The following is a 22,278-nucleotide window of genomic DNA, read 5'->3' as shown; positions in this document are numbered from 1 at the left end:
GAATTTCGCAGGCGATGCGACGCTTGTCCTTCTCCCCGCTCGCGGGGAGAAGGTGCCGGCAGGCGGATGAGGGGCATCACGTGACACCCCATTTCACCATCGACGCCTTCCATCGCGGCCGCTTCCACCTCGTGCAGCCGAAGGGCGGCGGACATCGCTCCGGCATGGATGCGATGCTGCTCGCCGCCCTCGTCGCCGGCGAAGGTCCGCTCAGCGTCGCCGACCTCGGCGCCGGCGCCGGTGCGGCCGGTCTCGCCGTCGCCTCCCGCATCGAGGGCGCCCGCGTGCTCCTGGTCGAGCGCTCGCCCGCCATGGCCGGCTATGCGCGAAAGAGCCTGGCGCTTCCCGAAAACCGCCATCTGGCCGACCGCGTCTCCATCCTCGAGGCCGACGTCGCGCTGACCGGCCGGGCGCGGCTCGCAGCCGGGCTCGAAGACGAGGTGCATGACCACGTCATCATGAACCCGCCCTTCAACGATGCCTCCGACCGGCGCACCCCCGATGCGCTGAAGGCCGAGGCGCATGCGAAGGAGGACGGGCTGTTCGAGCGCTGGATCCGCACCGCCGGCGCGATCATGAAGCCCGGCGGCCAGCTCTCGCTGATCGCAAGGCCCGAATCGATCGCCGAGATCGTCGACGCCTGCGGCAGGCGCTTCGGCGGCATCGAGATCACCGCCCTGCACCCGCGCCCGGGCGAGAGCGCCGTGCGCATCCTCGTCACCGCCGTCAAGGGCTCGCGGGCGCGGCTTTTGCTGCGTGCGCCGCTTGTCATGCACGAAGACGACAGCCACCGCTTCTCCGCCTTCGTCGACGACCTCAACAACGGCCGCGCCGCCTATCCGCGCCAGGGGGCGGTCCGCGGGAAGGCGCCCGCTCCCTGAGGCAAATCGCCGCCCGGCCGCCACACGCCCCGATTTTGTGCAGGAACCATTGCGTTTTGCCGTCGCGTGCATACATCTGGCGATAACGAAAACGATGGGAGACCGAAGAGCGACATGGCCGGATTTTTGAGGAAGCTGATGCCGAAGCGGTTCCGCAACGACGGCGTCACAATTCCGGTCGTGCGGCTGCAGGGCGCCATCATGGCCGGCGGCAGCCAGTTCCGCCCGGCGCTCAATCTCGCCTCCGTCGCCCCGGTGCTGGAGAAGGCCTTCTCCGACAAGGCCGCGCCCGCCGTCGCCATCGCGATCAATTCGCCCGGCGGCTCTCCGGTGCAGTCGCGGCTGATCTTCCAGCGCATCCGCGATCTCGCCGCCGAGAAGAACAAGCGCGTGCTCGTCTTCGTCGAGGACGTCGCCGCTTCCGGCGGCTACATGATCGCGCTGGCCGGCGACGAGATCTTCGCCGACCCGACCTCGATCGTCGGCTCGATCGGCGTCGTTTCCGGCGGCTTCGGCTTCCCCGAGCTCCTGAAGAAGATCGGCGTCGAGCGCCGCGTCTATACCGCCGGCGAGAACAAGGTCATCCTCGACCCGTTCAAGCCGGAGCGGGAATCCGACATCGACTATCTGAAGTCGCTGCAGGTCGAGATCCACGGGATCTTCATCGAGATGGTGAAGGCGCGTCGCGGCACGCGGCTTGCCGACGATCCCGATATCTTCACCGGCCTGTTCTGGACCGGCCAGCGCGGCCTGGCGCTCGGCCTGATCGACGGGCTGGCCGACATGCGCGGCGAGATCCGCCGCCGCTACGGCGCCAATGCGTCCCTGAAGCTGATTTCGCCGGCGCGCGGCCTGTTCGGCCGCAAGGTGCCGGGCGTCGGCGCGGGGATGCTCTCGCTCGCCGGCGAACGGGCGGCTGCCGCCGGCATCGGCGCGCTCTCCGAGATCGCGGAAGAAAAGGCGCTCTGGGCGCGCTACGGTCGATAGCGCCGGGGGAGGGGACGCATGGTACAGATCCTATTCCTGCTTCTGGTCGTCGCCGTCGCCTGGCTGGGCTACCGCAAGTTCGTCGCCGATGCCGAGCGGCTGACCCGCAAGCGCCGCGCCGCCGAGCGCGAGCGCCAGAACGACGCGATCGGCACCCTCGTCAAGGATCCCAAGACCGGCGAATATCGCCTGCGCCGCGACGACGACTAAAGCCTGTCGCGACGATCGCCTCTGATCCCGGCGGAAAGATGCCCCGGCCCCTCTCGGCCAACCCGAAGGGCTCCAAATAGGCGCGACAGGCTTTAGGGTCCGCCGCCCCCCCATCTGTCCGGTCGGCGGGACTGTCGGGCGCGTATCTGTCCCGCAACGATACGTTAACCGGCGCCGGTAAGGTTAACCGTCGATAAATGCCGGGCCGGGGCCGCGCGGACGTTGCGCCGGCCGCCCGAACTGCGAAATCTGCCATTCCTGATTGAAAAGTTTGGGAAGGCAGATTTCATGGCTTCGCTCGACCTTGCCGGCATCCGCACCATCGTCGTCACCGGCGGCGCCGGCTTCATCGGCTCGCATGTGGTGGACGACCTGCTGCAGGCCTGCCCGATGGCCGAGATCCGCGTGCTCGACGCCTTCACCTATGCCGCCGACATGGCCAACCTCGACGGCGCGCTGCGCTCCGGCCGCCTCACTTTGCGCCAGGGCGACGTCGGCAATCTCGATCTCGTCTCCGATGTCCTGAGGGGCGCCGAGCTCGTTGTCCACGCCGCCGGCGAAAGCCATGTCGAGCGCGCCCTGGTTGCGCCGGAGCGCGCGAGCCTCTCCAACGCCATCGGCACGCAGGTGCTGGTCGAGGCGATGGCGCGGCACCGGGTGCCGCTGATGGTCCACCTCAGCACCGCCGAGGTCTACGGCGAAGCCGCCGCCATGCCGACGGAGACGGCGCCGATGCGGCCGGACAACCCGCTGGGCGCCTCCAAGGCCGCAGCCGAGATGCTGCTGGCCGGGCTGCGGCCGCTGCATGACCTCGACATCCGCGTGCTGCGCCCCGTCAACGTGATCGGCACGCGCCAGAACGCCGAGAAGCTGGTGCCGCGCTTCCTCGAGCTTGCCGCCGTCGGCAAGCCGCTGACGGTGCATGGCAACGGCAACCAGCGTCGCGCCTTCCTGGCCGTGTCGGATTTCTGCACCGCCCTTCGCGCCGTGATCGCCCGCGGCGACAAGAACGGCGTCTACAATGTCGCCGCCCCCGGCAGCCATTCCATCCTCGACGTGGCCCGCATGGTCCTCGATGCGGTGCCGGACCCGGTGGCAGGCGTCGTCTTCGGGGCCGGCCGGCCGGCCAATGTCACCCGCTCGCAGGTCTCGACGGCGGCCCTCGAGGCGCTCGGCTGGCGGGCCGAGGCGACGCTCCTGGGCGAGATGAAGCATCTCGCCGGCTGGTACCGGGGGCGCCTCTCGCCGGCCTCGCGCACCGTCTTCCGCACCGTTCCGGGTCTTGCGCCCGGGCGGGTTGCGGCGGCGACCCAGCCGGCGGGCTCCGGCCTGTTCCGCTCGCTCGAGCGGCACTGATCGGCCCAAAGGACGCGCGGCACCCTTGACCCTGCCGCCCCGCCGTGGCACCTGTCCGGCCGACCTGAAAGACCATCCGGACCGGACCGATGACCCAACCGCTTGCCCCTGCCGCGCTGCCCGACCACATGCACCCGACCCGCTCCTTCCAGGGGCTGATCCTGACGCTGCACAACTACTGGGCGGACAAGGGGTGCGCGGTGCTGCAGCCCTACGACATGGAGGTCGGCGCCGGCACCTTCCATCCGGCGACGACGCTGCGCGCGCTCGGGCCGAAGCCGTGGAAGGCCGCCTACGTGCAGCCCTCGCGCCGCCCCTCCGACGGCCGCTACGGCGAGAACCCCAATCGCCTGCAGCACTACTACCAGTACCAGGTGATCCTGAAGCCGAACCCGTCCAACCTGCAGGAGCTCTATCTCGGCTCGCTGGCCGCGATCGGCCTCGACCCGCTGCTGCACGACGTGCGCTTCGTCGAGGACGACTGGGAAAGCCCGACGCTGGGCGCCTGGGGGCTCGGCTGGGAATGCTGGTGCGACGGCATGGAGGTCTCGCAGTTCACCTATTTCCAGCAGGTCTGCGGCATCGAGTGCTCGCCGGTCTCCGGCGAACTGACCTACGGCCTGGAGCGGCTCGCCATGTACGTGCAGGGCGTCGACAACGTCTACGACCTGAACTTCAACGGCCGCGAGGGCGACGAGAAGATCACCTACGGCGACGTCTTCCTGCAGGCGGAGCAGGAATATTCCCGCCACAACTTCGAGTTCGCCGACACCGCGATGCTGCTTCGCCATTTCGTCGATGCCGAGAAGGAATGCCTGGCGCTGCTTTCGGCCGGCGCGCCCGGCGATGCCGACAACCGTCGCCTGCACAAATGCGTGCTGCCGGCCTACGACCAGTGCATCAAGGCATCCCACGTCTTCAACCTGCTCGACGCCCGCGGCGTGATCTCCGTCACCGAGCGCCAGAGCTATATCCTGCGCGTGCGCACGCTCGCAAAAGCCTGCGGCGAAGCCTTCCTGCTCACCGACGCCGGCGGCGTGAACTGGGTCGAGAAGGCTGCGTGATAGACGGTCGCCCGTGCCTCGCCGGCCGGGCCGAATGTCCTTGGCGCGATCATCATTGCGATATCTCCCTGCGGCTTTCCGCGAGCGAAAGCACGACGGCATCCGTCGCCGGCTGCGCGTCGACCGAGACCTCGCCGGCATAGGTCTGCAGCGCGCGCCGCACGCCCGCGGGGCGTTCGGCCTCGGCTGCCGCCGTGTAGGCGAGGAAGAGGGCGGCAAAGGCGAGGATGTCGAGGGCGAGGGCTGGCTTCTTCATGGTCGTTGACGCTGGCTTGGGGCGCTGGCTCCGATGACGGCCGCGTGGGTTGATCGTTGGCCGAGTATCGCCCCGACGGTGTGATGTGCGCGGTTCCCGGGGAAACAGGGCGCAGATGCGGCGTGAACGGGGCTGCGCCGGGGTGATCTCCTTGAAAGGACAGCGAGAAACCTGCCCGCCTGCCGGCGACCTCACCGGCCCGTCCGTCGCCTGCGCTTTTCCACCGGCAACCAGTGCGCGAGCGGCGGAAAGGGCTTTCCTCCATCCGCGTCAATGCTAATGTCGCCGCGTTTGGCTCGCTCCCACGGAGGACAGGATGATCGGTCTGGCAATCGCAGCGGTGATCGCGCTCTACGCGATCATGCTCTACAACGGCCTGGTGAAGGCGCGGCAGGTCAAGGAGGAGGCCTGGTCCGGCATCGACGTGCAGCTGAAGCGCCGCGCCGACCTGATCCCGAACCTCATCGAGACCGTCAAGGGCTATGCCAAGCACGAGCGCGAGACCTTCGAGCAGGTCGTCGAACTGCGCAACAAGGCCCAGGCCGTGCCCGCCGGCGATATCCAGGGGCGCGCCGCCGCCGAGGGCCTGCTCGGCCAGGCGCTCGGCAAGCTGGTGGCGCTTGCCGAAGCCTATCCCGATCTGAAGGCGAACCAGAACTTCAGCGAACTGCAGGCCTCGCTGCAGACGATCGAGGACGAGATCCAGATGTCGCGCCGCTACTACAACGGCGCCGCCCGCGATCTCAACGTCAAGGTCGAGAGCTTCCCCTCCAGCCTGCTCGCCAGCGCCTTTTCCTTTGCCAAGGCGCCCTATTTCGAGATCGACAATCCCGCCGACCGCGCCGTGCCGACGGTGAAGTTCTGAGGAACCGGCCGATGGTCGCCCGCATCGCCGCAGCGCTTTTCCTCCTGCTGGCCATGGCCGGCGCGGGCCGGGCCGAGGAGGTCATCTCCGCCTTCCATGCCGACATCGACGTGGCCAGGGACGGGGAGATCACCGTCACCGAGACGATCACCGTCAATGCGGAGGGCGACCGCATCCGCCGCGGCATCTACCGCGATTTCCCGCTCACCTTCGTCGATGCCGGCGGGCGCACGCGCAAGGTGGATTTCGAGATCTTAGGTGTGCGCCGCGACGGCGCGGAGGAACCCTATCACACCGAGAGCGCCGCCTCCGGCATCCGCATCTATTTCGGCTCCGCCGACGTGACGCTGCGCCCGGGGCGGCATGTCTACGCGCTGACCTACCGCACCTCCCGCCAGATCCGCTATTTCGACACGCACGACGAGCTCTTCTGGAACGTCACCGGTACCGAATGGGCCTTTCCGATCGTCGCCGTGTCGGCGGCGGTGACGCTGCCGGCCGGCGTCGAGCCGCAGGAACTGACCTATTTCACCGGCGCCTATGGCGACACCGGCAAGAATGCCCGCGCCAGCGCCTCCGGCAACCGGGCGGAATTCGTCACCACGCGGAGGCTGGCCCCTCACCAGGGGCTGACGATCGGCGTGATGATGCCTGCCGGCAGCATCGATCCGCCGAGCGCCACCCAGGAGCGGCTATGGTTGCTGCAGGATAATGCCGGCGCCCTGATCGGCATCGGCGGCCTGGTCCTCGTCGCGCTCTACTACCTGCGCGCCTGGAGCCGGGTCGGTCGCGACCCGCCGCGCGGCGTGATGGTGCCGCGCTGGGATGCGCCGGACGGCGCCTCGCCGGCGCTGGTCAACTACATCGACAACCGCGGCTTCGGCGGCGCCGGCTGGACGGCGCTGTCGGCCGCGCTCCTGAACCTCGCGGTGAAGGGCTTCGTCACCCTCGACGACCTGAAGAACGCGATCGTCGTCACCCGCACGGACAAGCCGCTGGACGAGAAGCTGCCGGCCGGCGAGGGCGTGCTCCTGAAGGCGGTCGAGGCGGCCGGGGAGCCGTTTGCCATCGACAAGGCGAACGGCAAGGAGGTGCAGTCGCTCGGCAACCGCTTCCGCAACGCCATGGAGGCGGAGCACCGGGGCAAGTACTACCGCGCCAACTGGGGCTATGTCGCAGGCGGCATCGCGCTGTCGGCGATCTGCCTCCTGGCGCTCTTGGTCTTCGGCCGGCTGGACGAGGAGGGGATCGCGCTCGTCATTATCCCCGCCGCGGCCTCCTTCTTCGTCTCGGTCTTCGCGACGACCTTCGGCAAGTCGCTGCGCGCCGCCCGCAGCCTCTCCCAGCGCATCATGGCCGTCCTGATGATCGCCTTCTTCGGCTTCGTCTTCCTCACCGTCTTCGGCGCGGTGTTCGTGGGCGCCGTCGCAAGCGGAGTTCGCGACGGGCTCCTGCCGATCCTCTCGGGCGTCGGCGGCATCCTGCTGCTCAACCTTTTGTTCTTCTTCCTGATGGGCGCGCCGACGCCGATCGGGCGGAAGATGATGGACGGCATCGAGGGGTTGCGGCAATACCTGACGCTGGCCGAGAAGGAACGGATGAACATGGCCGGCGCGCCGGAAATGTCGCCGCGCCACTACGAGACGCTGTTGCCCTATGCGGTGGCGCTCGGGGTGGAAAAACCCTGGTCGCAGACCTTCGAGCGCTGGCTCGCCACCGCGGCTGCCGGCGCAGCCGCCGCGAGCTACCAGCCCGCCTGGTACGGCGGCGACGGCGCCGGCAGCTTCGCCGACCGCATGGGCGGCTTCGCCGGCTCCATGGCCGGCACGCTCACCGCCTCGCTCCCGCCCCCGCCGAAGAGTTCGTCCTCCGGTTTCTCCGGCTCCTCAGGCGGCGGCGGCTTCTCCGGCGGCGGCGGCGGCGGCGGCGGTGGCGGGGGGTGGTGATTCCGGCGAGGTATTGTATGTATCATTGAATGATACAATCCCCTTGACGGCTCGCGCCGACCATGTATCATCCGATGATACTTCCGCCGGAGCCCCTGCATGATCCGGTCGTTCCGGGACAGGCTCACCGCATCGATTGCCGATGGCTCGGTGCGCAAGGGTTTTCCGGATGATCTCGTCCGTCGGTCCCAGCAGCTTTTGACGCTGCTGAATGCCGCGAGCGATGTGAAGGATCTCCGTTCGCCGCCGGGCAACCGCCTGGAGAAGCTTTCGGGCGACCGTGAAGGCCAGTATTCGATCCGGATCAACAGGCAGTGGCGCATATGTTTCGTCTGGACGGAAGGTGGGCCGGAAGATGTCGAGATCACGGACTATCATTGAGCGAAAGCGGGAAATCATGAATGCGAGCAAGCTCCCTCCGATCCATCCGGGCGAAATCCTGCGGGACCTCTATCTCGAACCGCTGCAGATGACCGCGGGCGCCCTGGCAAGGAAATTGAACGTGCCGCGGACGCGCATTGAGCGGATCGTTTCGGAGAAGATCGGCATCACCTCCGACACCGCGCTGCGGCTGGCCAGGTACTTCGACACCACGCCGGAATTCTGGATGAACCTGCAGACGGGCTATGACCTCAAGATCGAGGCGGAAAGGTTGCACGGCGAGATTGAGCGTATTCCGGTTCATGAGGCCGCCTGAAGGGCGACTTTTCCGCCTCTGCCAGGATGACTTTTCGCCGCGGGCTTGCTAAGTCCGCCGCAGTCCAACGATCTGCCAGAAAAGCATCCCATGCCCGATCTCCTGCTTGAGCTCCGTTCCGAGGAAATTCCCGCCCGCATGCAGCGCAAGGCGGCCGGCGACCTGCGCAAGCTCGTCACCGACGCCCTCGTCGAGGCAGGGCTCACCTACGAGGGCGCGCGCGAATACTGGACGCCGCGCCGGCTGACGCTCGACATCCGCGGCCTGAACGCGCGCTCCGCCGACAGCCGCGAGGAAATCAAGGGCCCCTCCACCAAGGCGCCGGAACAGGCGGTCACGGGCTTCCTGCGCAAGGCCGGCCTGTCGGATGTGTCGCAGGCCCAGGTGGTCTCCGATCCGAAGAAGGGCGACTTCTACGTCGCGGTGATCTCGAAGCCCGGCCGCGCCGCAGACGAGATCATCGCCGAGATCATGCCCGGCATCATCCGCACCTTCCCCTGGCCGAAGTCGATGCGCTCGGGCGCCGCGTCAGCGCGGTCCGGCGCGCTGCGCTGGGTGCGGCCGCTGCAATCGATCGTCTGCCTGTTCGGCTCGGAAACCGAGGAGACCCGCGTCGTGCCCTTCGAGGTCGACGGCATCGTCGCCTCCAACGTCACCTACGGCCATCGCTTCCACGCCCCCGAGGCGATCACCGTGCGCCGCTTCGACGACTACGTCGCCGCACTGGAAAAGGCCAGGGTCATCCTCGACGCCGAGCGCCGCAAGGAGATCATCGCCACCGACGCCCGGAACATCGCCTTCGCCAACGGGCTCGAGCTCGTCGAGGACGAGGGGCTCCTGGAGGAAGTCTCCGGCCTCGTCGAATGGCCGCAGGTGCTGATGGGCACCTTCGAGGCGGAATTCCTGGCGATCCCCGCCGAGATCATCCGCCTGACGATCAAGACCAACCAGAAATGCTTCGTCACCCGCCCGGCGGGCGGCGAGGGCCTTTCCAACCACTTCATCCTCGTCTCCAACATCGAGGCGAAGGACGGCGGCAGGGAGATCGTCCACGGCAACGGCAAGGTCGTGCGCGCCCGCCTGTCGGACGCCCGCCACTTCTGGACCCGCGACCAGCACGACCTGCCGGACCTCGACACGCTGAAGGCCTCCGCCGAAAAATTCGGCCTCGACCTGAAGAAGCCGCTCGACCAGCGCATGGCCAAGCTCGACGCGCTGAACGTCACCTTCCACGCCAAGCTCGGCACGCAGGGCGAACGCGTGCAGCGCATCCGCGCGCTCGCCGCCGAACTCGCCAGGGTCACCGGCGCCGACCCGGCGCTTGTCGACCGCGCCGTCGTGCTCGCCAAGGCGGACCTGCGCACCGAGGCCGTCGGCGAGTTCCCCGAACTGCAGGGCATCATGGGCCGCAAGTATGCGGCCCTGCAGGGCGAGGCGCCTTCGGTCGCCGAGGCGATCGAGGACCACTACAAGCCGCAGGGCCCGTCCGACCGCGTGCCGTCGGATCCCGTCGCCATCACCGTGGCGCTCGCCGACAAGCTGGACACGCTGACGGGCTTCTGGGCGATCGACGAGAAGCCGACCGGCTCGAAGGATCCGTACGCGCTGCGCCGGGCGGCGCTGGGCGTGGTCAGGATCTTGCTGGAGCGAGGTGTCAGGATCAGCTTGAGAAGGGTTCTATCCACCCCCATTGTCGAAGCGGCAACAGCCAAATTTGGCCGAGCCTTAGTTGATCGAATGCCTTCTTTCGACGAGGTTGCCCGCGAATCCGAAAAGCCGCTGGACACTCTCACTGCCCTTGAAGTCCGCATCGAGCAGATCCGGAGGGCGGGTGGTCCTGAGTTCGCTGCCAACTTTGTGAACGACGTCGAGGCCATTCGAAGCGACCTCCTCTCCTTCTTCCACGACCGCCTGAAGGTCTATCTCCGCGATCTCGGCGCCCGCCACGACCTGATCGACGCCGTGCTGACGCCGGATGCCGACGATCTCCTGATGGTCGCCCGCCGCGTCGAGGCGCTGACGGCGTTCATCACGTCGGAGGACGGCAGGAACCTGCTCGCCGGCACCAAGCGCGCCACCCAGCTTCTGACGGCCGAGGAGAAGAAGGGCACGGTCGTCGCCGACGGCGTCTCCGTCGATCTCTTCCGCCTGCCGGCCGAGAAGGACCTGAACGAGGCCATCGTCATCGCCTCCCGCGGCGCGGCAGACGCCGTGGCGAAGGAGGATTTCCACGCCGCCATGACGGCGCTGTCGAAGCTTAGGGCACCGGTCGACAAATTCTTCGACGACGTGCTCGTCAACGACGAGGACGCGGCGATCCGGGCCAACCGCCTGGCCCTGCTCGCCGCCATCCGCGCCGCCACCGGCACGGTCGCCGACTTCTCCAAGATCGCCGGCTGACGCGGGGCGGCGCCAACCCTCCCCTCGAGGGGGAGGGGCGGAGCGCAGCTCCGGGGTGGGGTGATCGCCCCCGGGCGCCGAAGTTGGGCGGTCGCGACTGCGTTCCAGGTGACGCGCGCCGGGCACGGCGGTCATCGCCGCGCCGTCGATGTCACCCCCACCCGCCGCTTCGCGGCGACCTCCCCCCTCAAGGGGGAGGTGGGCAGGGCGCCGCGGCCATTCACCTTGCCCTCTAGGGGGAGCGGGGAGGGCGCTGCGGCCACTCACCCTCCCCTCGAGGGGGAGGGTCGGAGCGAAGCTCCGGGGCGGGTTGATCCGCTCCGGGTGCCAACGTCTGTCGTCGGCTGTTGACCGGGCCGACCGCGACCAGGGAGACGATCCGCATGACCGGAAAGATCCTGATCAGTGCCTGCCTGATGGGCCTGCCCGTGCGCTATGACGGAAAGCCGAAGACGCTGCTGCACGCGGCGGTGGCGCGCTGGCGGGAGGAGGGGCGGCTCGTGTCGTTCTGTCCCGAGCTTGCCGGCGGCTTTGCCGTGCCGCGCCCGCCCGCCGAGATCGCCCGTGCCATGGACGGAGGCGACGTGCTCGACGGGGCGGCGCAGGTTGTCGAGCCGACCGGCCGCGACGTCTCGGACGGTTTCATCGAGGGCGCGCGGCGTGCGCTTGCGGTGGCGCAGGAAAACGGCTGTCGCCATGCGCTCCTGATCGACGGCAGCCCGTCCTGCGGCTCCGGCTTTCTCTATGACGGCAGTTTTTCCGGCCGGCGCCACGAAGGCGAGGGGGTCACCGCGGCCCTGCTCAGGCGCCACGGTATCACCGTCTATTCGGACCGGGAGGTGGACCGCCTGGTGGCGGTGCTGGCAGCGGAGGACGCGGCCCCTGAAGCATGTGGCGCAAGAGCGGGCAGCGGTTTTGCGATAGGGACATGCGAAAGGATCGCGACGTGGCCAAAAAGAGCTTGCGCCCCTGCTTCTCTTCAGGGGCGCAAGACATCCGCGCCTTTGCAGGGCGGATGCCCGATCAGCCCGCGGGGGACCGATGGGGCAGGGAACTTGGGAAATATAGGATCAGTTGAGCCGCAGTTCAAATGTCGACGGATCAAGCTCCTGTGAGGGGGCGGGCTCGGCGGCGGCGGCAGCCGTCACGGTGCGCCCGGCCGCGCCGGCGTCGAGCGCGCCGGTCGTGGCTGCGGTGTCGATGGCGGCCACCGGCTCGGCCGGCGCCTCGGCCACGGCCTGCTCGGGCGCCTTGCTGACGAAGACGACCGGCGAGCCGCCGAACCAGGCCTCGCTGCGGAACATCTTGCGCTCGCCGTCCACTTCGCGGATCTCGACCTTCTGCGTGCCGGGCGCGAGCTCGGGCACCAGGTAGGAGCGTTCCCGCTCGTGTTCCTTCAGCGGCGGGCACTGCGCGCAGGAGATCGTCGCGACGCTGCCCCGGCCCGTGCCGCCGGAGGCGATCGGCTCGATCGAGGATGCGATGGCGGGTGCGGCAAGAAGCACGAATGCAAGGGTCGGCAGAAGGGTGCGCATGCGTTGTTCTCCGTGTTGCGCCGCATCCGGCCGGCGGCGGCACCGCTTGGGTCCGGTGCATGGCGGAGTGAAAGCCGGAGGGCCTCGCGCGCACGTCATGCACCAGGGTCGACGGAAAGACTATGCGTTTTCCGTTACCTTCCGGTCAGGAGAATTGGTAAAAATTGAATGAGACGCCGATTTTCGCGCGGCTGTCGCTCAGGCCTTCTCGCGCGCCACCGCCCGCCAGCCGATATCGCGCCGGCAGAAGCCGTTGTCCCATTCCACCCGGTCGGCCAGCGCGTAGGCGCCAGCCTGCGCCTCGGCCACGCTCGGGGCCACGGCGGTGGCGTTCAGCACCCGCCCGCCGGTTGCGACGAGCTGCCCGTCCTTCAGGGCTGTGCCGGCATGAAACACCTTGGTCGCCGCGCCGTCGGCGGGGATGGAGCGGATCGGCGTATTCTTCTCGTAGGCGCCCGGATAGCCCTTCGAGGCGAGAACGACGGTCAGCGCCGTCTCGTCCTTCCATTCCGCCGTCACCGTGTCGAGCCGGCCGGTCGCCGCCGCATGCAGCAGCGGCAGCAGGTCGCTTTTCAGCCGCATCATCAGCACCTGGCATTCCGGATCGCCGAAGCGGACGTTGTATTCGATCAGTTCGGGGCCCTTCTTCGTGATCATCAGCCCGGCGAAGAGCACGCCGGAGAAGGGGTGGCCGTCGGCGGCCATGCCGCGGATCGTCGGCTCGATGATCTCCTTCATCGTCCGCTCGACCATCTCCGCCGTCATCACCGGCGCCGGCGAATAGGCGCCCATGCCGCCGGTGTTCGGGCCGGTGTCGCCGTCGCCGACGCGCTTGTGGTCCTGGGCGGAGGCGAGCGGCAGCGCGTTCTTGCCGTCGCAGAGGCAGAAGAAACTCGCCTCCTCGCCGTCGAGGAAGGCCTCCACCACCACCTCGGCGCCGGCCGCGCCGAAGGCGCCGTCGAAGCAGTCGTCGATCGCCGAAAGCGCCTCGCCGACGGTCATCGCCACCGTCACGCCCTTGCCGGCGGCAAGCCCGTCCGCCTTGATGACGATCGGCGCGCCCTGTTCGCCCACGTAGGCCTTTGCCGAAGCGGCGTCGGTGAAGCGGCGGTAGGCGCCGGTCGGGATGTCGTACTTGGCGCAGAGATCCTTGGTGAAGCCCTTGGAGCCTTCGAGCTGGGCGGCCGCGGCCGAGGGGCCGAAGACGTCGATGCCGTCTGTGCGAAGCCGGTCGGCAAGCCCGGCCACCAGCGGCGCCTCGGGGCCGACGACGACGAAGCCGACGCCGTTGTCGCGGCAGAAGGCGGAAACCGCCGCATGGTCCTCGACGTCAAGGGGGACGAGTTGTGCGCATTCCGCCATGCCGGGATTGCCGGGGGCGGCGAACAGCTGTTCGACGAGCGGCGACTGCGCGAGCTTCCAGGCGAGCGCGTGTTCGCGTCCGCCCGCGCCGATCAACAGTACCTTCATCGCCAGATCCCCCATCGTCCGCAACCGCCAAACTGTGCCCGCGGGTTAAGCGGGCGGGGACGAAAGGTCAAGGGCGACGACGGCGGCCCTCGGGACAAAGTCCCGGCGAAGGCCGGAAGACCGACCCGGAGCGGCCGCTCTCAGCGAAACGTGATCGTGGCGCCCTGGTAGCTGCCGCCGCTCATGCCGGCCAGTTCCTCGTCGATGAGATGCAGTTCCTCGTACCATCCGTATTCGAGCGCCAGCGCGCTGGTGCTGGCGGCCGTCCTCAGTGCGCTCGCGGCATTGCGCAGATGCTCGAGCTTGGCGATCTTCTCGCCGCGGCTGAGGCCGACGTCGTAGCGGATGGCGTTCAGCTTCAGTTCCATCATGCTGGCACTCATGAAATTCGCTCCCGTCATTGAACCGGGACAGGAATGCCGCAGCGGCGGTTTCGTTCCGCACGCCCGCGGCTTTCGGTTGAACCGGTGCCGGATCGGTGCTTGACGCGGAGCCGGCAGGCTGCGAACCAAGGGGTATGAGCACCAATCCTTCCGATTCCGGCCGTTCCGGTCCCGGACCCTCCAACACGAGGCCCTCCAACGCGGGGGGCCCCGACAATGGCCGTGTGGCCGATGCGCCGTCCGACAACTGGGTCTATCGGGTTCTGCCGCGCCCGCTTTGGCCCTATGCGCAGCTCGCCCGCTGGGACCGGCCGATCGGCTGGCAGCTCCTGATGTGGCCCTGCCTCTGGTCGGCGGCGCTGGCGGCGATCGTCGCGCGCGCCGAGGCGGCCTATTCCTTCTCGCAGTTCGCCTGGCATCTTCTGCTCTTCGTCATCGGTTCGATTGCCATGCGCGGCGCCGGCTGCACCTACAACGATCTCGTCGACCACGAGATCGACAGGGCGGTCGCCCGCACCCGCTCCCGGCCGCTGCCGTCGGGCCGGGTGTCGCGCGGCCAGGCGAAGCTCTTCATCGTGCTGCAGGCGCTCGTCGGCTTGATCGTACTCCTGCAGTTTAACACTTTTTCGGTGGTTCTGGCGCTCGCTTCGCTGGCGGTCGTGGCGGTCTATCCCTTCGCCAAGCGGTTCACCGACTGGCCGCAGTTCTTCCTCGGGCTCGCCTTTTCCTGGGGCGCCCTGATGGGCTGGGCGGCGCAGTTCGGCGCGCTGGCGCTCGCCCCCGTCGCCCTCTATGCCGGCGCCGTCGTCTGGACCATCGGCTACGACACGATCTATGCCCATCAGGACAAGGAGGACGACGCGCTGATCGGGGTGCGTTCGACCGCCCGCCTGTTCGGCGATCGCACGCGCCGGTGGCTCATCGCGCTCTACGGCCTCGCCATCGTCCTGATCGGCCTGTCCTTCGCGCTCGCCGGCACCGGCATCCTCGCCTATGCCGGCCTTGCCGTCGCCGCCGCCCTGCTCGCCTGGCAGATCATCACGATCGACATCGACGACGGCGAGCAGTGCCTCGCCCTCTTCAAGTTCAACGGCATCGTCGGGCTGATCGTCTTCCTCGGGCTGCTGGCGGCGCTCGCCTTCGCCTGAGCGCGCAAACGAAAAGGCCGCCCGAAAAGGGGCGGCCTCGTCGCATTCCGGGTGCCCAGATGCCCCCTTTATGCCGGCAGTGTCAGTTGCGTGCGATGATCTCGTCGCCGTTGATCCGCATCATCAGGCCGAGATCGCCGGTGGAGCGGCGCACCAGGAAGCGCGGGCGCCGGTCGGCGAAGTAGGAATGGCGCCGCCGCTGCCGGGGCGGACGGGCGGGAATGCTGCCGAGGTGCATTTCCAGCGGACGCGCCACGCCGTCGGCCTCCACCATCAGCATCGGGATGCGGTAGGCATCCGACCAGCTCCGCCAGTCGGCGGCGATGTCGCAAAGGTCGTGGGCGACGAGCAGCGGAATGCACAGCTCCGGATCGTCGTGGTGCAGTTCGAGCGTGACGGTGACTTCGCCGTTGCCGTGGTCGATGGCGCGGGCGGCAACGCCCTTGAAGGCGCGCGCCGGCAGGGCGATCGACAGCGGCAGGCCGCTCGTGGGAAGGATCTTGCGCATCACCGCGCCCCGTTCGTCCAGCGTGATGGTCACGTCACCCGTGGTGTTGCGCATCGCATAGCTGATCTGCTGGGGAAATCGCTTGGGATCGAGTCTCAGCGTGCTTCCGGCCCATGCCGGCTTGGTAACGGTGTTCAGCATTGTCTTTCACCCTTGTCTTCCTTGAGAGCAGGTTTCCCTTCTCCGCGGGACTTTTCGTCCTCTATGTCGGGAAGCTTAGGCGCCGCCCGTTCCGCCCGGCTTAAAAATCGCGGTTAAGAAAGCTTTGCCCGGCCGGATGGTTAGCAAAATGCCGGTCCTGCAGGGTTTCCGTTTGGTGAACGCCGCCCCGAAAGCCCCGGGCAAGCGACCCCTGCGATGATCGCAAAGGTTACATGCGCGCGCGTGCGGCCTCTCCGTCGCCGCGCCGATGCAAAGGGATATTTCCGGGATGCTTTCGACCTATACGAGCTACAATCTCATCACCCGAGACATGCTGACGACGCTCAATAGGAAGTCCGAGGAAACCATCAACGCGCGCGAGGCGCAGTACTACCGCGACAATATCGGCAAGGTCTCGACGGTCGACGAGTTCCTCGGCGACTACCGCCTGTTCAACTATGCCATGAAGGCCTACGGCCTCGACGACATGGCCTATGCCACCGCCTTCATGCGGCAGGTCCTGGAAAGCGACCTCTCCGACGAGAACAGCTTCGTCAACCGCCTGACGGACACGCGCTACCGCGAGTTCGCCCAGGCGTTCTCCTTTGCGGAGGAGACGGCGGTTGCCCAGTCGGACGCGCAGATGGACGACATCATCGGCCTCTACACCGCCGCGATGGCCAATCTCGGCGACGTGCAGACCGAGGAGACGCGCTACTACAACATCGTCATCGACAGCGTGACGAATGTCGACCAGCTGCTGAACAACGACCGCATGCGGGACTACATCTTCACCGCCTTCAACATCGATCCCGAGACCTATTCCCGGGAGATGGTGCGCAATTCGCTGACCAGCGACCTCGACGATCCCGACAGCTACGTCAACACCACCTTCGGCGCCCGCATCACCGAGTTGTCCGGCCTGGTCGCGGATGCCCGCACCAAGATCAACAGCGGCACGCTCTCGGCGGCGGAAAAGGCGGCGCTGGAGGCGAAGATCACCAGCTGGAACACGGAGATCGTCAGCGCCAGCAACTACCTGGCGCTCGCCGCCGCATACGAGTTCAGCGAGGACGGGACGCTGCCGACGGGCACGCTGGCCCAGACCGCCGACCAGAAGGCCGCGACCAACGAGGCCTATATCATCTCGGGGCCGCGCATGACCTCGGCGGGCGCGCTGTTGAACCGCGACTATTTCGAGCGGGCGATCCCCTCCATCACCACCGTGGACGAATTGCTCGCCGACAGCCGCATCGAGGAGTACATCCGCACCGCCTTCGACCTGAACGACGTCACCGTCGTCGATGCGACGCTGAAGAACATCCTGACCGACGATCCGGACGATCCGGCCGGCTACATCCAGACGTTCGGCGGCAACGATCCGCGCTACATCGCGCTGAACAAGGCGTTCAACTTCCAGGCGGACGGCACGCTCGCGGCCGGCGACACCGCGCAGACGGCGGCGCAGACCTCGTCCACCGGGTCGGCCTATATGAGCCGCTACAACGACGAGGACGACGAGGCCGACGAGAAGCTGATCAGCCGCTACAAGATCGAGGCCAACGCCATCGAGACCGTCGACGACTTCTTCTCCTCGCTGAACGTCTACGACCTGGCCCTGCAGGCCTTCGGCCTCGATCCCGACACCGAATCCACCTACCGCATCAAGCAGGTGCTGCTCAGCGACCTCAACGACCCGAAGAGCTACGCCAACCGCCTGGGCGACGAGCGCTACATCGAGCTGGCGAAAGCGTTCAATTTTGACGCCGACGGCAATATCGAGCCGCCGACCCTGGCCCAGAGCGAGGCGGAGATCCAGGTGGTCACCCGCGCCTATGTCACCGCCATGTCCCGCTTCGGAACGGACGAGGACCAGGAGAAGGCGGAGGAGGAGGCGAGCTACTACGCCGCCCAGATGCAGTCCATCTCGTCGGTGGAGGAGCTTCTGGCGGACGAGCGGCTCGTCAACGTCATTCTGCACGCCAACGGCATCGATCCGGAGACGGTGCCCGAAGGCTTCATGGAGCAGATCTTCGCCTCCGATCTCGACGACCCGACGAGCTTCGCCAACCAGCAGGCCGAGCGCAAGTACCGCGCCATGGTCGCCTCGTTCAATTTCAATGCCGACGGTCTCGTCGAGCGGCCTGAGGAGAAGGCGATCCAGTCCCGTCGTGGCATCTACCAGACGATCGACAACTATGTCCGCCAGTCGATCGAGACCGACGAGGGCGTGAAGAACCCCGGCGTCCGGCTGGCGCTCTATTTCGAACGCAAGGCGCCGACGATCACGAGCGCCTACGACATCCTCGCCGACGACGCCCTCTACGAGGTCTTCAAGACGAGCTTCAGCATCTCCGACGAGGTGGGCAATGCCGACATCGACGCCCAGGCCGAGATGATCACGCGCCAGATGGACCTGGAGGACCTGCAGGATCCGGAATATGTCAGCAAGATGATCGTCCGCTTCGCGGTCCTCTACGATCTGGAGAACAACACCCAGACGTCGTCCGCGGCCACCATCCTCGCCGGCGGATCGCAGAGCATCAGCGCCGACACGCTCCTGAGCCTGGCGCAGCTGCGCACCGGCGGCATCTGACGCCGGCGCCTGCGGCTGGACGCGCGGGGGTCAGGCTCCCGCGCGCAGCACCTTGTCCGGGTTCATGATGCCCGCCGGGTCGAAGGCGTGCTTGATGCGGGCCATCAGGTCGATCTCGATCGGCGCGCGCACCGCGGCCAGCTCGTCCCGCTTCAATTGGCCGATGCCGTGCTCGGCCGAGATCGACCCGCCATGGCTCAGCACGATCCCGTGCACCACCGCGTTGACCTCCCGCCAGCGGTCGAGGAAGGCCTGCTTGTCGGCGCCGACCGGCTGGGAGATGTTGTAGTGGATGTTGCCGTCGCCCATGTGGCCGAAGGAGCAGATCCGCGCGCCGGGGATCATCGCCATCACCGCCGCATCCGCCTCGGCCATGAAGGCGGGAATGCTGGAGACCGGAACGGACACGTCGTGCTTGATCGACCCGCCCTCCGGCTTCTGCGCCGGCGACATGCTCTCGCGCATGTGCCAGATCGCGCGGCGCTGCTCTTCGCTCGCGGCGATCACCGCGTCCTGGACGAGGTCCGCCTCCATCGCGTCCGAAAGCAGCGTCTCGACCATCGTCCGCGCCGTCTCGGCGGAATCGGAGGTGGAGACGTCGATCAGCGCATACCAGTCGTGCCGGGTCGACAGCGGGTCGCGGACGCCCGGAATGTGCCGGGTGGTGAAGTCGATGCCGATCCGCGGCATCAGCTCGAAGCCGGTGAGGGCGGCGCCGCAGCGTTGCGAGGCCTTGTCGAACAGGGCGAGCGCCGCCTCGACCGAGCGCACGCCGGCAAAGGCGACCTCGTGGCCGGCCGGGCGTGGCACGAGCCTGAGCACGGCGCCGGTGATCACCCCGAGCGTGCCCTCCGCGCCGATGAAGAGATCGCGCAGGTCGTAGCCGGTGTTGTCCTTCTTCAGCCGCCGCAGGCCGTCCCAGATCTCGCCGGTCGGCAGCACCACCTCGAGCCCGAGGCAGAGCTGGCGGGTGTTGCCATAGGCGAGCACCGCCGTGCCGCCGGCATTGCTGGAAAGGTTGCCGCCGATCTGGCAGCTGCCCTCCGAGCCGAGCGACAGCGGGAACAGCCGGTCGACCGCTTCCGCCGCCTTCTGGATGTCGGCGAGCACGCAGCCGGCATCGGCGACGATGACGTTTCCGACCGGGTCGACGTCGCGGATCCGGTTGAGCCGCGACAGCGACAGCACCACGTCGGCGCGTCCCTCGCGCGGGATCTGCCCGGCGACATGGCCGGTATTGCCGCCCTGCGGCACGATCGCCGTCTTCGTCTCGCTCGCAAGTTTCAGGATCGCTGCGACTTCCGCCACGCTGCCGGGCCGCAGGACGAGAGGCGTCGTGCCGTGATAGAGCCCGCGCGATTCCACCAGATAGGGTGCAATCGCAGCATCGTCGGTCAGGGCATGGGCGGCACCGGTGATCGCGGCGAAGCGGGCGATGAGGTCAGCGCCGAGGCCGGCTGCGGGGGCGGAAATGGACATGCTGCAACTCCTGCTTCAGCTTCGCGGCGCGGCGGCCCGTTCCAGCCTGTCGTTGATGGCTTCGCCGAGCCCTGTCGCGGGAATCGGCGCAAAGGCGATCGAGCGGGCGCCGGTCGCGTCGGCCTGCTGCATGTAGCCGAACAGGTTGGCCGCCGCCTCGCGCAGGTCGCCGCCGGGGCTGAGGTCGAGCACGATCGCGGCCTTGTCCTCGCCGGGCAGCGCCGTGCCGCCAAAGCGGATCAGCGCCTCGCCGGGGGCGACGTCGCGCGCGTTCAGGCGCACGCCGGCGTCGGGGGCATAGTGCGAGGCGAGCATGCCGGGGGCCTCGATCGTGGCCCCTGCCGCACTCGGCCGGATGACCGGGCGACCGGTCAGCGCCTCGATGTCGCCCGCCTCGAGCCCGCCGGGGCGCAGGAGGTGGATCGCCCCGTCGACGACCTTGACGATCGTGGATTCGACCCCGACGCGGGCCGGGCCGGCGTCGAGGATCAGTTCGATCGCGCCGCCGAGGTCGGCCTCGACATGGTCGGCGCGCGTCGGGCTGATCCGCCCGGACGTATTGGCGCTGGGTGCTGCGAGCGGCCGGTCGAACGCTTTCAGGAGCCGCCCGGCGAAGCCGGCCGGCACGCGGATGCCGACCGTATCGAGCCCGGCGCGCGCCAGCGGATGGATCGGCGTATCCGGCCGCACGGGCAGGACCAGCGTCAGCGGCCCGGGCCAGAACGCCTCGGCCAGCTTGCGCGAGACCGGATCGAAGACGGCGTGGCGCTCGGCCATCTCAAGGTCGGCGACGTGACAGATCAGCGGGTTGAAGCGCGGCCGGCCCTTCGTCTCGTAGATGCGCGCGATCGCCTCGGGATTGGTCGCATCGGCGGCGAGCCCGTAGACGGTTTCCGTGGGGATCGCCACGGGAAGGCCGCGGCCGAGCACTTCGGTCGCCCGCTCAAGGGCGTGGTCCGCATCCGCGACCGTATCGACTATCTCTGCCATCTCGTCCATCTGCGCCGTTTCCGGCCCGCTTTAGCGCCTTTGGCCGGTGCCTGCCAAGGGCGAATGAGCGCCGCACGCCCTGCGTGTCGAATTCGCGCCGGGTGCACCTGATATGCTGCCGCGTTAGATGGTTCGTAACCGATCGCTGATAGAAGGGGGGAAACGATGGGTGGGGCCTGAACACATGAACCAGAAGAGATCCTCGACCAACGACATCGCCTTGCGCGTCGCATCCGCCATGCAGCAGATGGGCATCGACGGTCTGCCGCGAAACTACGAGCTCGTCTACGAGGCCTATGCGGGCGCCAATCCGGAGCTGGTGCGGGAGTTCATCGCGCTCGGAAAGTTCAAGACCCAGGCCGCCCTGGACGAACTCGGCCGCAAGTATCTCCCGCATCATCACGAGGAAGCCGTGCTGCAGCGCTCCGCCGGTGCGGTCCGCGACGAAATGAGCAACTTCATGGTGCTGCTGCAGGAGGAGAAGACCTCGCTCAGCGACTACGGCCGCCTGATCGGCGAGGCCTCGCAGGCGATCTTCTCCACCGACCAGGGGGCTGCCCAGACCGCCCTCGGCAGCTCGATCGAGCGGTTGCGGCAGGCGACCGAACGCCAGTTCACCCGCAATGCCGCGATGGAGGCGCGGGTCGCCACCCAGTCAGAGAACATGGACGCCATCCAGCGCGATCTCGCCACCTTCGAGGCCGCCAAGTTCACCGATGCCGCGACCGGGCTCGGCAATCGCCGCGCGTTCAACAAGGCCGTCGCCAAGGTCTATGCGAACGTGGACATGCCGCTTTCCTGCTCGCTGGCCGTCGTCGAGATCGATGTCGGCAAGCGCTTCTCCCCGGTCCAGGTCGAGGCGCTGAACGACTACCTGATCCGCCACTACGGCGCCCTGATCAAGCGCACGACGCCGTCCACCGATGTCGTCTGCCGCTTCGACGGCTTCCGCTTCGGCTTCCTGTTCCACACCGTCGAGGAGGTCGAGGTCGGCCGGCTGCTGACGCTGCTGCGCACCGCCTTTGCCGCCGCGACGCTGAAGCATCCCGAGACCATGCGCAGCCTCGGCAGCCTGACCTTTTCCGCCGGCGTCTGCATGGTGGGCTCGGCCGGAAACGCCTTCGACTTCGTCAACCTGGCCGAGAAGGCGCTGCAGCAGGCGCTGGCCGCCGGCGGCAACCGCATCGTCGTCCACCGCGACAGCGAGGGCGGCGGCGAGGGCAAGGACTGGATGCTCTACAGGGCCGGTTGAGCCGCCCCGCCACAGGCAGCTTGCGGACCCGCCATGGTTGTCGGGCGGGCCGTCAATTTAACATTGCCTATCGTCAGATTTGGTGACAATGATCCTGCCCGGATGAACGCGGTC

The 22,278-nt window shown here is 67.9% G+C and carries 20 protein-coding genes and 1 pseudogene; 14 read left to right on the top strand and 7 right to left on the bottom strand.

Features of this window, described 5'->3' with window-relative positions; translation table 11 throughout:
* The first annotated feature begins 80 nt into the window (after window positions 1–80).
* The 5 genes from P0086_RS07025 to P0086_RS07005 all read left to right on the top strand — a co-directional run bounded on the left by P0086_RS07025 (window position 81) and on the right by P0086_RS07005 (window position 4,498).
* Complete coding sequence (locus P0086_RS07025) at window positions 81–881, top strand: methyltransferase (protein ID WP_275783918.1); 801 nt, start codon at window positions 81–83, stop codon at window positions 879–881.
* 114 nt (window positions 882–995) lie between these two features.
* Entirely contained in the window at window positions 996–1,868 is an 873-nt protein-coding gene (locus tag P0086_RS07020; protein ID WP_112600592.1) for a S49 family peptidase, read from the top strand.
* Between the two features lie 18 nt (window positions 1,869–1,886).
* Entirely contained in the window at window positions 1,887–2,078 is a 192-nt protein-coding gene (locus tag P0086_RS07015; RefSeq protein ID WP_112600448.1) for a hypothetical protein, read from the top strand.
* A 288-nt stretch (window positions 2,079–2,366) separates the two neighbouring features.
* Window positions 2,367–3,434 (top strand): NAD-dependent epimerase/dehydratase family protein, encoded by a 1,068-nt coding sequence (locus P0086_RS07010; protein ID WP_275783915.1) that lies wholly within the window; start codon window positions 2,367–2,369, stop codon window positions 3,432–3,434.
* Window positions 3,435–3,523: 89 nt separating this feature from the next.
* Entirely contained in the window at window positions 3,524–4,498 is a 975-nt protein-coding gene (locus P0086_RS07005; RefSeq protein ID WP_112600446.1) for a glycine--tRNA ligase subunit alpha, read from the top strand.
* Window positions 4,499–4,550: 52 nt separating this feature from the next.
* Here the strand turns inward: P0086_RS07005 and P0086_RS07000 are convergent, their stop codons facing one another.
* Complete coding sequence (locus P0086_RS07000) at window positions 4,551–4,754, bottom strand: hypothetical protein (protein WP_275783911.1); 204 nt, start codon at window positions 4,752–4,754, stop codon at window positions 4,551–4,553.
* Window positions 4,755–5,070: 316 nt separating this feature from the next.
* On the opposite strand from P0086_RS07000, the gene P0086_RS06995 reads away from it, so the two are divergent.
* From P0086_RS06995 to P0086_RS06970, 6 genes and pseudogenes are all read left to right on the top strand, one after another.
* Entirely contained in the window at window positions 5,071–5,619 is a 549-nt protein-coding gene (locus tag P0086_RS06995) for a LemA family protein (protein WP_112612065.1), read from the top strand.
* Between the two features lie 11 nt (window positions 5,620–5,630).
* Entirely contained in the window at window positions 5,631–7,565 is a 1,935-nt protein-coding gene (locus P0086_RS06990; protein WP_275783906.1) for a DUF2207 domain-containing protein, read from the top strand.
* Window positions 7,566–7,664: 99 nt separating this feature from the next.
* Window positions 7,665–7,946, top strand: coding sequence for a type II toxin-antitoxin system RelE/ParE family toxin (locus P0086_RS06985; protein ID WP_275783904.1), 282 nt, complete (start codon window positions 7,665–7,667; stop codon window positions 7,944–7,946).
* Between the two features lie 16 nt (window positions 7,947–7,962).
* Entirely contained in the window at window positions 7,963–8,262 is a 300-nt protein-coding gene (locus tag P0086_RS06980) for a HigA family addiction module antitoxin (protein WP_112606307.1), read from the top strand.
* Window positions 8,263–8,352: 90 nt separating this feature from the next.
* A complete protein-coding gene (gene glyS, locus P0086_RS06975; protein WP_275783900.1) occupies window positions 8,353–10,662 on the top strand; it encodes a glycine--tRNA ligase subunit beta in 2,310 nt (769 codons plus the stop codon).
* Window positions 10,663–11,045: 383 nt separating this feature from the next.
* Window positions 11,046–11,537: pseudogene (locus P0086_RS06970) on the top strand (DUF523 domain-containing protein); the annotation flags it as partial.
* Between the two features lie 195 nt (window positions 11,538–11,732).
* Here the strand turns inward: P0086_RS06970 and P0086_RS06965 are convergent.
* The 3 genes from P0086_RS06965 to P0086_RS06955 form a co-directional block, all read right to left on the bottom strand.
* Entirely contained in the window at window positions 11,733–12,197 is a 465-nt protein-coding gene (locus P0086_RS06965; protein ID WP_275783897.1) for a plant virulence effector HPE1-like domain-containing protein, read from the bottom strand.
* A 198-nt stretch (window positions 12,198–12,395) separates the two neighbouring features.
* The gene (gene purD, locus P0086_RS06960; protein WP_275783894.1) at window positions 12,396–13,667 is read right to left on the bottom strand and encodes a phosphoribosylamine--glycine ligase; all 1,272 of its coding nucleotides are present in this window, start codon (window positions 13,665–13,667) and stop codon (window positions 12,396–12,398) included.
* 140 nt (window positions 13,668–13,807) lie between these two features.
* Complete coding sequence (locus tag P0086_RS06955; protein ID WP_112600596.1) at window positions 13,808–14,050, bottom strand: hypothetical protein; 243 nt, start codon at window positions 14,048–14,050, stop codon at window positions 13,808–13,810.
* 224 nt (window positions 14,051–14,274) lie between these two features.
* Here P0086_RS06955 and ubiA point away from each other — a divergent pair, with 224 nt between their 5' ends.
* Window positions 14,275–15,198, top strand: coding sequence for a 4-hydroxybenzoate octaprenyltransferase (gene ubiA, locus P0086_RS06950; RefSeq protein ID WP_275783889.1), 924 nt, complete (start codon window positions 14,275–14,277; stop codon window positions 15,196–15,198).
* Window positions 15,199–15,280: 82 nt separating this feature from the next.
* Here ubiA and P0086_RS06945 read toward each other — a convergent pair whose 3' ends face one another.
* Window positions 15,281–15,847 carry a DUF6101 family protein gene (locus P0086_RS06945; protein ID WP_112599284.1) on the bottom strand — a complete coding sequence of 189 codons (567 nt, stop codon included), beginning with the start codon at window positions 15,845–15,847 and terminating at the stop codon, window positions 15,281–15,283.
* Window positions 15,848–16,136: 289 nt separating this feature from the next.
* On the opposite strand from P0086_RS06945, the gene P0086_RS06940 reads away from it, so the two are divergent.
* Window positions 16,137–18,443 carry a DUF1217 domain-containing protein gene (locus P0086_RS06940; RefSeq protein WP_112606297.1) on the top strand — a complete coding sequence of 769 codons (2,307 nt, stop codon included), beginning with the start codon at window positions 16,137–16,139 and terminating at the stop codon, window positions 18,441–18,443.
* A 30-nt stretch (window positions 18,444–18,473) separates the two neighbouring features.
* Here the strand turns inward: P0086_RS06940 and P0086_RS06935 are convergent, their stop codons facing one another.
* On the bottom strand, window positions 18,474–19,922 hold the full coding sequence (locus P0086_RS06935) for an FAD-binding oxidoreductase (protein ID WP_275783884.1): 1,449 nt from the start codon (window positions 19,920–19,922) through the stop codon (window positions 18,474–18,476).
* 15 nt (window positions 19,923–19,937) lie between these two features.
* On the bottom strand, window positions 19,938–20,912 hold the full coding sequence (locus P0086_RS06930; RefSeq protein WP_275784429.1) for an L-threonylcarbamoyladenylate synthase: 975 nt from the start codon (window positions 20,910–20,912) through the stop codon (window positions 19,938–19,940).
* A 184-nt stretch (window positions 20,913–21,096) separates the two neighbouring features.
* Here P0086_RS06930 and P0086_RS06925 point away from each other — a divergent pair, with 184 nt between their 5' ends.
* Window positions 21,097–22,164, top strand: coding sequence for a GGDEF domain-containing protein (locus P0086_RS06925; RefSeq protein WP_275783881.1), 1,068 nt, complete (start codon window positions 21,097–21,099; stop codon window positions 22,162–22,164).
* The last annotated feature ends 114 nt before the right edge of the window (window positions 22,165–22,278 follow it).

Source organism: Mycoplana sp. MJR14, assembly GCF_029210525.1.
Lineage (GTDB): Bacteria > Pseudomonadota > Alphaproteobacteria > Rhizobiales > Rhizobiaceae > Mycoplana.
Note: the sequence above shows the minus strand (reverse complement) of the source record. Positions and strands in the feature narration are given on the sequence as shown.